Source organism: Paraliobacillus sp. PM-2, from assembly GCF_001368815.1.
Classification (GTDB): domain Bacteria; phylum Bacillota; class Bacilli; order Bacillales; family Amphibacillaceae; genus Paraliobacillus.
In genome coordinates this window covers 415,825-429,180 of record NZ_CTEI01000002.1, presented here as the reverse complement: position 1 = coordinate 429,180, position 13,356 = coordinate 415,825, and the positions used below count along the sequence as shown (strand labels likewise).

Annotated in this window: 15 protein-coding genes; 10 read left to right on the top strand and 5 right to left on the bottom strand. The window is 33.9% G+C overall.

Annotation, left to right across the window (positions count from 1 at the left end; translation table 11 throughout):
• Positions 1-6: 6 nt before the first annotated feature.
• On the bottom strand, positions 7-1,506 hold the full coding sequence (locus BN1058_RS10975) for an MDR family MFS transporter (RefSeq protein WP_090857351.1): 1,500 nt from the start codon (positions 1,504-1,506) through the stop codon (positions 7-9).
• 189 nt (positions 1,507-1,695) lie between these two features.
• Here BN1058_RS10975 and BN1058_RS10970 point away from each other — a divergent pair, with 189 nt between their 5' ends.
• The 5 genes from BN1058_RS10970 to BN1058_RS10950 all read left to right on the top strand — a co-directional run bounded on the left by BN1058_RS10970 (position 1,696) and on the right by BN1058_RS10950 (position 4,541).
• Complete coding sequence (locus tag BN1058_RS10970; protein ID WP_090857349.1) at positions 1,696-1,980, top strand: hypothetical protein; 285 nt, start codon at positions 1,696-1,698, stop codon at positions 1,978-1,980.
• 68 nt (positions 1,981-2,048) lie between these two features.
• Positions 2,049-2,972 carry a DUF7916 family protein gene (locus tag BN1058_RS10965; RefSeq protein WP_090857346.1) on the top strand — a complete coding sequence of 308 codons (924 nt, stop codon included), beginning with the start codon at positions 2,049-2,051 and terminating at the stop codon, positions 2,970-2,972.
• A gap of 88 nt (positions 2,973-3,060) precedes the next feature.
• Entirely contained in the window at positions 3,061-3,405 is a 345-nt protein-coding gene (locus BN1058_RS10960) for a helix-turn-helix domain-containing protein (protein ID WP_090852482.1), read from the top strand.
• A 23-nt stretch (positions 3,406-3,428) separates the two neighbouring features.
• The gene (locus tag BN1058_RS10955; protein ID WP_141652105.1) at positions 3,429-4,271 is read left to right on the top strand and encodes an IS3 family transposase; all 843 of its coding nucleotides are present in this window, start codon (positions 3,429-3,431) and stop codon (positions 4,269-4,271) included.
• A gap of 78 nt (positions 4,272-4,349) precedes the next feature.
• Positions 4,350-4,541, top strand: a complete 192-nt coding sequence (locus tag BN1058_RS10950) for a hypothetical protein (protein ID WP_090857343.1) — start codon at positions 4,350-4,352, stop codon at positions 4,539-4,541.
• Between the two features lie 37 nt (positions 4,542-4,578).
• Here BN1058_RS10950 and BN1058_RS10945 read toward each other — a convergent pair whose 3' ends face one another.
• Positions 4,579-5,709, bottom strand: a complete 1,131-nt coding sequence (locus tag BN1058_RS10945; protein ID WP_255307060.1) for a CAP domain-containing protein — start codon at positions 5,707-5,709, stop codon at positions 4,579-4,581.
• 130 nt (positions 5,710-5,839) lie between these two features.
• Positions 5,840-6,538, bottom strand: coding sequence for a TerC family protein (locus BN1058_RS10940; RefSeq protein WP_090857340.1), 699 nt, complete (start codon positions 6,536-6,538; stop codon positions 5,840-5,842).
• 188 nt (positions 6,539-6,726) lie between these two features.
• On the opposite strand from BN1058_RS10940, the gene BN1058_RS10935 reads away from it, so the two are divergent.
• Together BN1058_RS10935 and BN1058_RS10930 are read left to right on the top strand one after the other, a co-directional pair.
• Complete coding sequence (locus BN1058_RS10935; protein ID WP_090857337.1) at positions 6,727-8,274, top strand: BCCT family transporter; 1,548 nt, start codon at positions 6,727-6,729, stop codon at positions 8,272-8,274.
• A gap of 424 nt (positions 8,275-8,698) precedes the next feature.
• Positions 8,699-9,508, top strand: coding sequence for a metallophosphoesterase (locus BN1058_RS10930; protein ID WP_090857334.1), 810 nt, complete (start codon positions 8,699-8,701; stop codon positions 9,506-9,508).
• 255 nt (positions 9,509-9,763) lie between these two features.
• On the opposite strand, the gene guaC is transcribed toward BN1058_RS10930, so the two are convergent.
• Positions 9,764-10,747, bottom strand: a complete 984-nt coding sequence (guaC, locus tag BN1058_RS10925) for a GMP reductase (RefSeq protein WP_090857331.1) — start codon at positions 10,745-10,747, stop codon at positions 9,764-9,766.
• 283 nt (positions 10,748-11,030) lie between these two features.
• Between guaC and wrbA the strand changes: the two genes are divergently transcribed.
• The 3 genes from wrbA to BN1058_RS10910 all read left to right on the top strand — a co-directional run bounded on the left by wrbA (position 11,031) and on the right by BN1058_RS10910 (position 12,867).
• Positions 11,031-11,630: an NAD(P)H:quinone oxidoreductase gene (wrbA, locus tag BN1058_RS10920; protein WP_090857328.1), complete on the top strand. Its 600-nt coding sequence runs from the start codon at positions 11,031-11,033 to the stop codon at positions 11,628-11,630.
• Positions 11,631-11,804: 174 nt separating this feature from the next.
• Positions 11,805-12,008 (top strand): hypothetical protein, encoded by a 204-nt coding sequence (locus tag BN1058_RS10915; protein WP_090857325.1) that lies wholly within the window; start codon positions 11,805-11,807, stop codon positions 12,006-12,008.
• Positions 12,009-12,168: 160 nt separating this feature from the next.
• Complete coding sequence (locus tag BN1058_RS10910) at positions 12,169-12,867, top strand: CBS domain-containing protein (protein ID WP_090857322.1); 699 nt, start codon at positions 12,169-12,171, stop codon at positions 12,865-12,867.
• A 70-nt stretch (positions 12,868-12,937) separates the two neighbouring features.
• Here BN1058_RS10910 and BN1058_RS10905 read toward each other — a convergent pair whose 3' ends face one another.
• A complete protein-coding gene (locus BN1058_RS10905; RefSeq protein ID WP_090857320.1) occupies positions 12,938-13,273 on the bottom strand; it encodes a thioredoxin family protein in 336 nt (111 codons plus the stop codon).
• Between the last annotated feature and the right edge of the window lie 83 nt (positions 13,274-13,356).

Genomic DNA, 13,356 nt, shown 5'->3' with positions numbered 1-13,356 from the left:
ATAATATTATTTTTGTTTTTTTTGCTTGATCTCTGGAAAAAAGGAACTTAATAGAAAAGCGATAAGTCCAAGAATAAATAAACCAATAAACACTGCATGCATCGCTTCTGCCAATGTTTGCTCCATCGTTGCTAAAAGTGCCGGATCTAATTGATTACGAGCTGTATCGTTTAATAATATGTCTGTATTGGCAACCGCTAATGATGCATCTTGCTTTTCTAGAAGTTGGTTCATACGTTGATTTAGCACACCACCAAGAATTGCTGTTCCAGTAGCACTACCAATGATGCGCATAAACATAGTTAAAGATGTAGCAGCCCCTCGCGTTTTCCAATCAACACTATTTTGAATTGCGACAATAAATGTTGTACTCGTAAGCCCCATGCCTAGTCCAATAACAAATGAACTAAAGCCAGCATAGATTGGACCATTTCCTGGCTCAAGAAACATAAACAATGTTCCACCTGTTACCAACGCTATGCCACCTAAGATCGCAGTCGGTCGAAAACCAATTTTAAGTACTAAATGGCCGGCAGTTGTGGATGCTATTGGCCATCCAATTGACATCGTACTTAGTGTGAATCCAGCGATAATGGGTGAATACCCCATTACACCTTGTACATAAGTAGGTAAAAAGCTAGATAAACCAAGTATGATCATACCAGAAATAAGTGTAATCAAGTTAGCTATTGTAATTAATTTATTCTTCCATAAATGTAATGGCATCATAGGAGTTTTTGCTCGATGTTCTTGCCACAAGAACAAAGAAAAACCAAGGATAAACAAACTAAGTAAGCTAATTATAGGTATAGAATTCCAATGCCATGCCGTTCCTCCTTGTACCAACACAATAATTAAAGCAGATACAGAGATAAAGAAAAGACTTGCTCCAGTGTAGTCGATTGTTTTTTTCTCTTTTGATACTTCTTCGTGAAAGAAAAGAATGACCCCAATTAGCCCCAAAATACCAAGTGGGATATTTAACCAAAAAATCCATGCCCAATCAGCAAATTTAACAATAAATCCGCCAAAAAGTGGCCCTGCTATAGAGGAAATGCCCCAGACACTTGCTAAATAACCTTGAATTTTTGCTCGTTCTTTTATGGAATACATATCTCCAACCATTGTTGTAATGATTGGTTGTACTGCTCCTGCACCAATACCCTGGATAATGCGAAAGATTACAAGTAGTGTCATCGTTGGCGCTAAACCGCAAAGGATAGAACCAATTAAAAAAATGACTACACCAATCACGTATATTGGCTTTCTCCCATATAAATCAGATAATTTTCCAAAAATTAATATCGTAACGGCCTGCATTAATAAAAAAGCGGAAAATACCCAACTGTATAAGGAAAAGCCACCTAAATCAGCAACAATATTTGGCATAGCTGTTGCTACAATCGTTCCTTCAATAGCTGCCATAAACATAGATAAAATTAATGCAACTAATACAAGTGGTCGTCTTGTTTGTTTTTTCTTATTTATAATGGAATGTAATTGCATAATAAATAACCTCTTTTCAAAAAAGCTACCTATACTACTTTAACGCAATGATGTGAAAAATCAATCCCGAATAAAAATAAAGAATCAGAGGTGGTCGTTAGCTAGTATAGTAAGTAGTATGTTAAAATTAGTGGTAGTTAGACTTTTTTAATGGAACGATAAATGTAAATGCTAAAGGTTGTGGATGATATGAGTATGTTTAAAAAGGTCATGTTGTTTGTTGGAAACATAATCATAAGTATTATCTCTATTTATGCTTACATTTACTTATGGATAGGTTTAAGTTGGGGAGAGCCTATTCAGTTTTTATCATTAGAAACAGGATTAAGTATTTTGATCTATTCGTTTATTTTCTTATTATACAATTATTTGTTGTTAAGAAAAGAGCGAAATCAAAAAATGTATTGGCTATTATCATTAGGAATAGGAATAGCAACAGTAACTGTGATAGTAGTTATTATTGAATTTTTTTAAAAGAATTACGGGTAGAATAATGGAAAAGTTGGAGTTTTAAAAAACAGAAAACATGTAGGAGTGAAAAAATGGTTAAACGTTTATTAAGTGCAGCAGCATCAGAAGTGGCAGAATTTTCTCCAGAAGAATTAAAACAAAGTATAAAAGCAAATGAAGGAAGAACAGTATTAAGTGAAAATATTGTTGCATGTGAACCCTTACTTCCTGGGATTACAAATGCAGAAGTTGCTCGGTCATTTGGAGCTGACCTTATTTTGTTAAATGTATTTGATGTCTATCATCCCGTCGTGTTAGGTATGTATGATTGTAATAGGATGGATGAGGCAACTCCGAATGATAACGTTATCCATGATTTAAAAAAATATGTTGGTCGTCCAATTGGAATTAATTTAGAACCAGTCAATGAAGAGGCTGATATGGCAGAAGATAAACAAGAAATTGCAAAAGGTCGAATAGCTTCTAAAGAAACACTACAAAAAGCAAATGAACTAGGATTTGATTTTATCTGCTTAACTGGTAATCCTGGTACAGGTGTAACAAACTCAGAAATTACAAAAGCAATTAAGCTTGCTAAAGAACATTTTGATGGTTTAGTAATTGCAGGCAAAATGCATGGATCTGGTGTGAATGAATCAGTAATTGATTTGGACAGTGTCCATGAATTTTTAGAAGCAGGAACGGATATTCTTCTTGTTCCAGCAGTCGGTACTGTTTGGGGACTAGGTGATGATGAAGTTCGACAAGCAGTTAAACTAGCACACGGAAAAGGTACATTGGTAATGAGTGCTATCGGAACTAGCCAAGAAAGTGCTGAACCAGAAACGGTGCGTGAAATTGCAATTCGTAACAAAATATTAGGTGTTGATATACAGCATATTGGTGATGGTAGTTACTCTGGAGTGGCACCAGTTGAGAATATATTTGCCATGAGTAAAGCGATCAGAGGAGAACGACATACCGTAGCAATGATCGCCCGTTCCATTTATCGTTAAACGGGACAGGGGGTCAGTGATATTATCCCCTTATAGTAGACACATAAATTATTGGGTGTTATGTTTTCGCTATAAGGGGAGATTTTTTATGACAAAAAGATATTCAAAAGAATTTAAAGAGAAAGTTGTGCAATATTACCATGATCATGAAGGTTTAGGTTATTTAAGTGTTGCAAGAGTTTTTGATATTCCCAGTGATGAAACCGTTCGAACATGGATTAAAAAGGTGGAAAAGGAAGGTTCTAATGCATTTGATTCTAAACCGAGAAAAAGTAAGATAGAACGTAAAAAACAAATAAAAAAGAATACAAAGCCAATTTCTGCAGATAAGTGGGAAGATCCCAAGACCATGGCTGAACGGATCGCATTTTTAGAAGCTGAGAATGCTTATATAAAAAAGTTAATACAGCTCAGAGAGGAGGGAAAGAAGTAAAACGAGCTAAGGATAAATTTAAGATAATTTATGATCTAGCAGCTATTTATCTTATTATTGATTTATGCTTAATAGCGAATGTATCCAAAAGTGGATATTACAAATGGAAAAAAAGAAAATCAAGGCCTATGACTGTGAAAGAAAAAGACGAAGAGAGTTTAAAGAAACTTATTTCAAAAATATATAAAGAAACAAGCTATACCTATGGTTATCCTAGAATTACGGATGAGATTAAAGAAAGCTACAAACAGAAGGTTAATCATAAACGTGTTTATAGACTGATGAAAGAAATGAATATTCAGGCTCTTAGTTTTCGGAAGAAACACAAGTATAAACAAGAGGGAAATACAGCTGAGAATATCCTCAATCGAGAGTTTGATGTAGATAAACCATTTAAAAAGTTGGCTACGGACATTACATATTTGTATGTAGGTCGTACACGCCTATACCTGTGCGCTATTTTAGATTTATATAATAATGAAATAGTTTCCTATCACATTAGTGATAAGAATGATAATGCATTGGTACTGAAAGCCTTAGAGATAGCAACAAAAAAAGGAGACGTGAAAGATACCTTAATTCATAGTGATCAAGGGCATCAATTCACGTCTTATGCTTACACTTATCAATTAAAATCATATCAAATGAAAAAGAGTATGTCTAACAAAGGTAATTGTTGGGATAACGCACCGATTGAAAGCTTTTTTGGCCGACTGAAAGAGGAATCTATTCGTATTCAGAAGCCGAGAACCAAAGAAGAAGTTTATCGTACAGTAGAATGGTATATAGATTTCTATAACAACAAAAGAAGACAAAAAGGCTTAGGATCATTAGCGCCGGTACAATACAAAGAGAGAATAGCATAATGACCCCAAACTTTTTGTGTCTACTTGACAGGGGTATGCTTACAGGCCCCTTGTCCCAATATCGTGAGGAGGTTTATCTTGCTCTCAACTATACTTTGGAGTATTTTTGTTATCGTGTTTGTTATATTAATGGTTTTTTGGGATAAACGGAAGCAAAAGAAACGTTTTCATCAGCCTTATCATCGAAAGACTGAACAAGAAAAAGAGGTTGAAAGAGCAATTGAAAAAGAAAAAACCAGACGAGGTGGCCCGCCCATGGGTGGAATGTAATAAAGAAATGGGACAGGGGGTCAGGCCCTTTGTCCCATTATTTTGTAAGGAAGTTTTCTGTATAAAATGGTTGGTTATCGTTATTAAAAGCTACACCTACAGTTAATAATCGGTAATCAGCATTTAAAATATTTTTTCGATGTCCTAGTGAATTCATTAATCCTTCATGTGCATAGATACTACTTGGTTGACCTGTGGCTAAGTTTTCACCTGCCATTTGAAAAGCAATCCCATCTTCTTGTAATCGATCAAATGGTGATTGTTCATCTAGATTGGTATGACCAAAATAATTATTTTTTGCCATATCCTTGCTATGCTCACGAACCGTTGGTAATACAGCCTCATCCCATGTTAAAGGTGACAATCCATGTACTACTCGAGCTGCGTTTGTAAGATCAAACAATTGATATTCTAAGCCTTGCTGTAATTCTGTACTAGGTTCGGCAAAATAAGCAGGTTTTTGCATTTCTAACTGCTTATCTATGATTTGAATTGCAGTTACTGTATGATTTTCGTGAATATCATAAAAAATAGTTACATAATTATTATCGATTAAGAATGTATCATACTCATCTTTTCCCTCAATAAGATAATTCACTGACCCCTTTTGAATTCCAGATACCGGCTCATTTAATGCCCGAAGTACATCTTCCATTGTATGGTCAAATGAAATGTCTTGTGTTGAAGATAATAAAGGTTGATTTGTATATAATCCAGCAACTTGATCGTTTTCATCATAAGCTACCATAATGAAATGATGATAATTCTCATGATACGTCATCCACTTCACACCATATTGATTATTTGTCATTCGTTTTGGTTTTCCTATTTGTGATTCTACAACCTGACGATCATCTCCAACTTCAATGTTGTAGATTGAAAATGTTTGTTCAACGGGTTTTTTTAATGTGGGATCATTTACACTAATATCATTGGATGGATCTTTGTTTTCTATTTTATCTGTAAAGGTGTCAACTAGAAGTCCATATCCTTGTTTAATTGTGTTCATAGTATTAATAACGAGAGGACTTTCCTTAAATGTAATCACATCTTCACGTACTTCATAAAAGGTAGTTTCCATACCGTTTTCTTGTAGTGTGTCACCATAAAAATACCAAAATACACCAGAAAACAACAGCATAAGAATAAAAAATTTGAATTTTACCAAAGTCCCACCTCATTCCCTTTCAGTGCATGCTTCATTTTAGCAATTTTTCTATTAATAAACAAACAGAAGGAATGGAGGAGTGTGTTCAGCTTTGTATCTGTATTCTTTACTTTTGTACACAAATGGGACACTAACTCTGACCCCCTGTCCCATCTGATCGAATGTACCCAACTAGTAGGGTGGCTATAGTCAATAAGTTGATAAGAACAATATTCAGTGTATCATTTGTTAATTGTAATAAATGAATGAAATGTTGATCTGTCATTATCATATCTCCTGCTGTCCAAGCTAAAATTCCTGATCCGAAGTAAATAACAAAGCGATATTTGTTCAAAAGAGCAACAATCAATTTAGAACCGAAGATCATGATAGGAATACTTATTGCCACACCAATAACAATTAATAAAATGTTTCCATTTGCAGCACCAGTAATTGCAACCACGTTATCTAAACTCATTACAGCATCTGCAACGATTATTGTAGTAATCGCTCGAAAGATACTAGGATGTGAGTGGACTACTTTTTTCTCTTCTTTTTCCACCAATAATTGATAAGCAATCCATAGTAATAGGATCCCACCAAATGCATGAATATAAGGGATTTTTAGTAAAAAGATAATTACTGTAGCAAAACAAATTCGAAGGATAACTGCTCCAGCTGTGCCAAGGAAAATTGCTTTATTTTGTTTTTCCTTAGGGAGAGATTTTGTAGCCATCGCGATAACAACTGCGTTATCACCAGAAAGAATTATGTCAATCATAATTATTTGTAGTAAAGACAATGTATGAAGAGAAGAAAAGTCTGTTATTATTTTTGTGATTAATTCCATTTTTGTTACCTCCGACTAAGAAAAATAATATCTATGTTCTATCGTATGTTAAATAATCATTAAGTAATACACTAGATTTGGGACAGGGGGTCAGCCTCCCTGTCCCATAGATTGATATGTTTATTCATTTGTCACATGTGGTAGTTATACTATACTTACAATCTTTAACTACTTCAGGAGGGTGGAGAATGAAAAAACGATCACATGAAAGTTTAATTGATTATCGTATTTTTATACCTTCTATTGTTATTTTAATAATAATAAGTATCCCATTTTCCATGTATGAATCAGAGTCATTAGCATTATTAAATCGGATATTTGATTCTATTGTAAATAATTTCTCATGGGGCTATATTTGGTATGCGATTGCTTTGGTTAGTGCGGGTTTATATTTATCTTTCTCTAAATATGGAGATATCGTCTTAGGTGACCCCGCTGAAAAACCACGTTTTAATCTTTTTGAATATGCATCGATTTTAATTGCAATGGGTTTAGGCTCTACGATCATGCGGACTGGAATGGTAGAATGGGCAAATGTTACGCTTGATCCTCCATTTGGTGTGGAGTCAGGTTCCGGTGAAGCATTATTGTGGGGGAACGCTTATAGTATGTTTATGTGGAGCTTTCAGGTTTTTGCTATATTCGTCATGGCCGCACCAGCTTTAGGTTATATTTTGCACGTGCGAAAAAAACCATTTATGCGAATATCAGAAGCTTGTCGTGTTTTATTTGGAGATAAATTCACCGATGGTATTGGTGGGAAAATATTAGATATCATCTTTTTAGTCACTATTTTAGCGGGAGCAGCTGTGACTTTAGGTTTAGGAGCTCCGATTATTACCTATAATCTTGCAGCGTTACTTCATATTGAGCAATCATTTACATTAACTTTAATTGTTACAATTATATGGGTATCTTTATTTTCTATTAGTGCTTATTTAGGAATTGAAAAAGGTATTAAGCGTTTAAGTACATTCAATATGTATTTAGCGGGAATTTTTGCTTTATTCATTATGCTGGCTGGTCCAGGAATCTTTATTTTGAACTATTTTACAGATAGTGTCGGTTTTTTGTTTTCTAATTACATGAACATGTCGTTATTTACAAACGCTGTGAATATGGGAGGAGAAACCTATATCGAAAGTCAAACCATTTTTTGGTTTGCTTATAGTGCTACATGGGCGATGCTACATAGCGTATTTGCTGCAAAAATATCTCGAGGAAGAACAATTAAAGAAATGATTCTTACTTATCTGTTAGCACCGACTGCAATTTCATGGATAGCAACGGGTGTATTAGGTGGTTTAGGTGTTGATCGATATATGAATGGTCAGGTAAATGTTTTATCTATTGTAGAGAATGATGCGATGGAGGCTATTCCACAAATTCTTCGCTCCCTTCCAATGTCATCTGTTGCAATTGTGGTGTTTATTATTGTAGCGATGATCTTTTTAACAACAACCTTAGATTCAACAACGTATACAATTGCGTCCTATACTGGTACAAAAGATATGAGTAAAGCAGAACCGTCAAGAAGGCTTCGTATTATTGTTGCTGCTGTTATTACCATTATGTCACTTATCTTAATGCAAATAGGTGGACTAGCCCCATTAGAAGTATTATCAGGTATAATGGGAATTCCTATTATTGTTATTCAATTTTTAACGATTGCTGCTGCGAAGAAAATGATGGATGAAGATAAGGCATGGCTGCATAACATTCGAAAAAATAAATAATGCTTTACTAATTGATAAGCATCGTGCTATAGTTAATGAGCGATGAGCTATTTTGCATAAGCCGAAAGATATGCATTAATGCTAAACGTTACGTGGACTTAACGGTCTTTCGCCGCAAAACGTACATGATACTTGCAGAAGCAAGTGTAAAGTCGATACCAAATATGGTGTCGACTTTTTTAAAACAATAATATATCTAATGTATTTACATCACTACTTATCCAATTGGCGTTTACCTCGAAAAACTTTTCTACATTCGTTTTTTTAATTTTTTCATAGATAACCATACTTTACATATATATGATTACACCTTATTTTGGATACAACATGTAAGCTATGTATTTGTTAGGGAAATAATGCTACACTATTGTTAAATACTAACAATAAGAGAGAAGGGTTAAGCATGTCAAAAAGGAGGAAACGAATGTTTCTATATGCAGGGCTTATTGTTGCTGTTGCTGGAAGCTTTAAAGTCTTCTATGATACAAATATATTTAAAGTGAATCATATAAAAATCAAATCTGAAAAGATAACCAATCGCTCATCTTTTACAATCTTACAATTAACAGATGTACATAATAAAACTTTTGGAAAAGACAATAAACCGTTAATAGATAAAATAAAGCGTCTTAATCCAGATATTATTGTGATTACAGGTGATCTTATCGATAGAAAAACAACCGATTTCACAGCTATGTTTGATTTAGTGGAACAATTACAATCCATGAATGAACAAATCTTTTTTGTATCTGGTAATCATGAATGGGGAAACGAAAAGACACTAGAATTTTTCACTGGGTTAGCAGAACGTAATATTCATATCCTAGATAATACGAATAGAACAATCAATTTTAATGAAAATAGGATTCAGTTAGTAGGTGTTGCAGATTATGCGACAGAACATGATGATCTTACGTCAGCAATGCTTGATATACACGATGAAACTTATACTATTCTACTTTCACATGTGCCGGATATAACAAATGACTTAGTTAATGAATCAATTGATTTAATCCTTTCCGGTCATACGCATGGTGGTCAAATAAGAGCACCATTTATTGGTGCGTTGGTTGCTCCCGAACAAGGTTATTTTCCGCAACTAGATAAAGGCATGTATCAATGGAAAGATGAGCAATATTTATATATTGACAGTGGCCTTGGCACAACATGGATGCCTATTCGATTTTTAAATCAAAGTCAAATGACAATGATTACAATAGAAGGAAAACGATAAAAATTCAGATGTGACACCTCTTAGTATCGTCTTAATACTTGTTTATATTAGAAAAAGTTAATAGATTTATAAAAAAGTATAGGTATTAATAAAGGCGTATGTGCGTGTTTTACAACGTATAAACTGGAATACTACGCATTTAAGGTAAAGGAAACACAATAAGAAGGAAGTAAACCTATACAAAGGAATATACAGCTTAATAAAAACAAGGCTTGTAAAGTGTTTACTATTCAAGCCTTGTTTTATTTATGGTAATCAATACACTTTATCGCCATTAAATATCGAATTCTTTACAACAACATAATCAACGTTGCGAATTGCATCTAATCGATTTCCACCAGCATAAGAAATAGCGGATTGTAGGTCTTGTTTCATTTCCATTAGTGTATCAGCTAAAGCGCCTTTATGCTCAACATACATTTTTTTGCCTTCCACATTTTTCTTCTCGCCTTTTTGATATTCTGATGCAGAGCCAAAGTATTCTTTATATAGCTTACCGTCTTTTTCAATGGTATCACCAGGGGACTCTTCATGACCGGCAAATAAAGAACCGATCATCACCATAGATGCACCGAATCGAATAGATTTTGCAATGTCACCATGTGTCCTGATGCCTCCATCGGCAATAATTGGTTTGCTAGCTGCTTTTGCACACCATCTTAATGCAGCTAATTGCCACCCGCCAGTTCCAAATCCAGTTTTAATTTTAGTAATGCAAACTTTACCTGGACCGATACCAACCTTTGTTGCATCAGCACCTGCATTTTCAAGTTCTCGAACTGCTTCAGGCGTACCAACATTACCAGCTATAACAAATGTATTAGGTAGATAGTATTTTATATGTTGAATCATTTCTATCACTGCATTAGAGTGACCATGAGCAATATCGATCGTTATATAATCAGGTATTAATTGTTGGTCGGCTAATTCTTTTATAAAATTATATTCTTCATATTTAACTCCTACACTGATAGAAGCAATTAACTGTTGTTTGTGCATATTTTTAATAAAATCCATTCTTTTTTCAGGCTGGAATCGATGCATAACATAAAAATAATTATGCTTTGCTAAAAACAATGCAATTTTTTCATCAATAATTGTCTGCATGTTTGCAGGTACCACTGGTAGATCAAAAGTATGCTTTCCTAAAGTAATACTCGTATCACATTTTGATCGGCTATCTACAATACATTTTGCGGGAATTAACTGAATATCTTCATAATCAAAAACATTTTCCATTATATACACTCCTAAAAACGAATAAAAATTATATTCTATAATAAAATCGTTCGTACATTGAATAATTTAACCTATTTTTTCAATCTTGTCAAAACGGGACAGGGGGACAGGCACTTTGTCCCGAAATAGGATAAAAAATTACTTTTAAGCAACTATCTTGAATTTGAGATATTTATTTAGTATAATTTATTTAGAAATCGAGATAATTGAGTGTAAGATCATTCGATTTGGGTTATAAGAAAGAAAAGTAGACTAATATTAAAAATCAAAGGAGAGATCTATTATGGTTAAAGTAGCAGTTGTATATTACAGCTCGACGGGAATTAATTATCAATTAGCAAATTGGGCAAAAGAAGCGGTAAAAGATGCTGGAGCCGATGTTAGATTAGTACGTGCACCTGAAAATGCTCCGGAAGAGGCTGTTGCCTCAAATGAAGCATGGAAAGCACATATTGAAGCAACTAAAGATATATCAGAAGTAACCTCTGATGATTTTGAATGGGCAGATGGTATTATTTTTAGTATTCCGACAAGATTTGGTACTCTGCCTTCTCAAATGAAATCAGTTATTGATTCACAAGGTGGGCTTTGGGCTTCAGGAAAAACAGTCAATAAAGTAGTAACAGCTATGACCTCGGCATCTAATCCGAATGGGGGGCAAGAAGCGACTTTGCTTAATTTGTACACTGCGATGATGCATTGGGGTGCAATTATTGTGCCACCAGGATATTCTGATCAATCGGTGTTTGGTGCAGGTGGCAACCCTTACGGAACAAGTGTTACCCAGGGACAAGATGGAAAAATGGTAGAAGAGGTAGAGGAAGCAGTAAAACATCAAGCAAAACGATTAGTAGAAATAACTCAGAAAGTAGCAGGAAAATAAGATAGGTGTAAAAAAGCTGATTGGTTTTATGAACTAATCGGCTTTTTTATTGATTTGTTTCTTGTTTTAAGGAAAAGTAACACATTCGATTAATGTGTTTGGTGCAGACATAAAGAAACTTGAACTAGTGTGATAAAATAAAAGGGTAGAGATATAAAACATGGGGGATTAAGAATGAGTCAATTTTCACGTTACAACATTTTTTTAGTTATGTCGGGTGTTCAGCTTTTAGGGTTTTTAGGATTTGGTTATCTCGTGTATACCAAAATCCCGCATAACAATGGTGCATGGATTATTGAAGGATTATTATTATTTGCAATTATTTTAAATCTTGTTTTTTACTTTTATTTCAAAAAGGTTTATCGCAAAATAAAATAGTATAATAAACATGTATGAACTATAAAAAACAACCTCAAATGGTTGTTTTTTATAGTTGATCACGCTTAAAAGTGCGTGATCAAATCTAATTCTCTTTTTTTGTTTATTTTTGATAAAATAGAGAAAAGATTGTGATTAGAATGTAGTAGGAGTGAATGTGATGGAAAATGCAGATCGTTTTATTGTTGCGTTTAATAAGATAGAGAAGTTTTTTGATAAAGAAATAGATGATAAAAAATATGTGCCATTTTATCGCGCTGTCCAGCGTCTACTTCATACAAATCCTATAGTAAGAAGATACAAAGATGATTTACTTGAGTACTCAGAATTGCGCAATGCAATTATTCATGAACGCACAGAGACACATTACGCGATTGCAGAACCACATGAGCAAATTGTAATTCAGATTGAAAAAATTGCCCAAGAGCTAACTGCTCCTAAACGAGTCATTCCTGCTTTTTCAAAAAAATTATATATACTGGATGGAAAAGATAGCCTTGTGAGTGTACTACATATTATTAAACAAACCAGTTATTCTCAATTTCCAATTTATCGAAATAATCAATTTGTAGGTTTGTTAACAGACAAAGGGATTACTCAGTGGCTTGCAAAAAATATAGATAGCACATTTAGCCAATTATTAGATACGCAGATTTTAGACATAATTAAAGGCGATCACCATGATAAGAACTATTTATTTATTAACCAAAGCATGACGATTTACGAAGCGGAAGATATTTACCTCAAACAAATAAAGCAGAATAAACGTTTAGATGCTTTATTAATCACGAAGAATGGTAAGCAAACAGAACAATTATTAGGGATGGTAACGACAAATGATCTGATCCATATCCCTTAAAAAAGCGTATCTGATAAGCGGGATCTATGGATGATTTACTTAAAAAGTGATTCATCTTTAGATTCTTTTTTTATAAAAAATATCCGTCAGATAGTTGTTTTATTTTTGCCTCAAATGGCTCTAGTGGTACAATCCTTGCTCCGCGATAATATTCTTTTCCTTCAACAAATACTAGCACTACTGGTACTGTAAAGATGGAGAATGCTCCTGCTACTTCAGGTATTGTATCAGCACTAACATGAGCAGTTGAAATTTTCGGATAGCGTTCCATGATTGCTTCGATTTGTGGTAATAAGCTATGACATATACTACATTGTTCTCGTGAAATATAAACAAGAGCAACATTGTTTTGTTGAATAAATGTATTTAATTCTTCTATTGCTTCTATGTGTGAAAAAGTAGTCATTATGCTTGCTCCTTCGTTGTTTTTCTTTATTTAATCATAAATCGCTTCCGTTTTACAATGTTTTTGCTTCTCCTGCTATTAAT

What these genes read in the sequence shown, in the direction of transcription:
- wrbA (WP_090857328.1), top strand. Translation starts at nt 11,031, where the DNA reads ATGGTTAAAGTAGCAGTTGTATATTACAGCTCGACGGGAATTAATTAT.
- BN1058_RS10965 (WP_090857346.1), top strand. Translation starts at nt 2,049, where the DNA reads ATGGTTAAACGTTTATTAAGTGCAGCAGCATCAGAAGTGGCAGAATTT.
- BN1058_RS10975 (WP_090857351.1), bottom strand. Translation starts at nt 1,506, where the DNA reads ATGCAATTACATTCCATTATAAATAAGAAAAAACAAACAAGACGACCA.
- BN1058_RS10940 (WP_090857340.1), bottom strand. Translation starts at nt 6,538, where the DNA reads ATGGAATTAATCACAAAAATAATAACAGACTTTTCTTCTCTTCATACA.
- BN1058_RS10915 (WP_090857325.1), top strand. Translation starts at nt 11,805, where the DNA reads ATGAGTCAATTTTCACGTTACAACATTTTTTTAGTTATGTCGGGTGTT.
- BN1058_RS10960 (WP_090852482.1), top strand. Translation starts at nt 3,061, where the DNA reads ATGACAAAAAGATATTCAAAAGAATTTAAAGAGAAAGTTGTGCAATAT.
- BN1058_RS10930 (WP_090857334.1), top strand. Translation starts at nt 8,699, where the DNA reads ATGTTTCTATATGCAGGGCTTATTGTTGCTGTTGCTGGAAGCTTTAAA.
- BN1058_RS10905 (WP_090857320.1), bottom strand. Translation starts at nt 13,273, where the DNA reads ATGACTACTTTTTCACACATAGAAGCAATAGAAGAATTAAATACATTT.
- BN1058_RS10935 (WP_090857337.1), top strand. Translation starts at nt 6,727, where the DNA reads ATGAAAAAACGATCACATGAAAGTTTAATTGATTATCGTATTTTTATA.
- BN1058_RS10910 (WP_090857322.1), top strand. Translation starts at nt 12,169, where the DNA reads ATGGAAAATGCAGATCGTTTTATTGTTGCGTTTAATAAGATAGAGAAG.
- BN1058_RS10970 (WP_090857349.1), top strand. Translation starts at nt 1,696, where the DNA reads ATGAGTATGTTTAAAAAGGTCATGTTGTTTGTTGGAAACATAATCATA.
- guaC (WP_090857331.1), bottom strand. Translation starts at nt 10,747, where the DNA reads ATGGAAAATGTTTTTGATTATGAAGATATTCAGTTAATTCCCGCAAAA.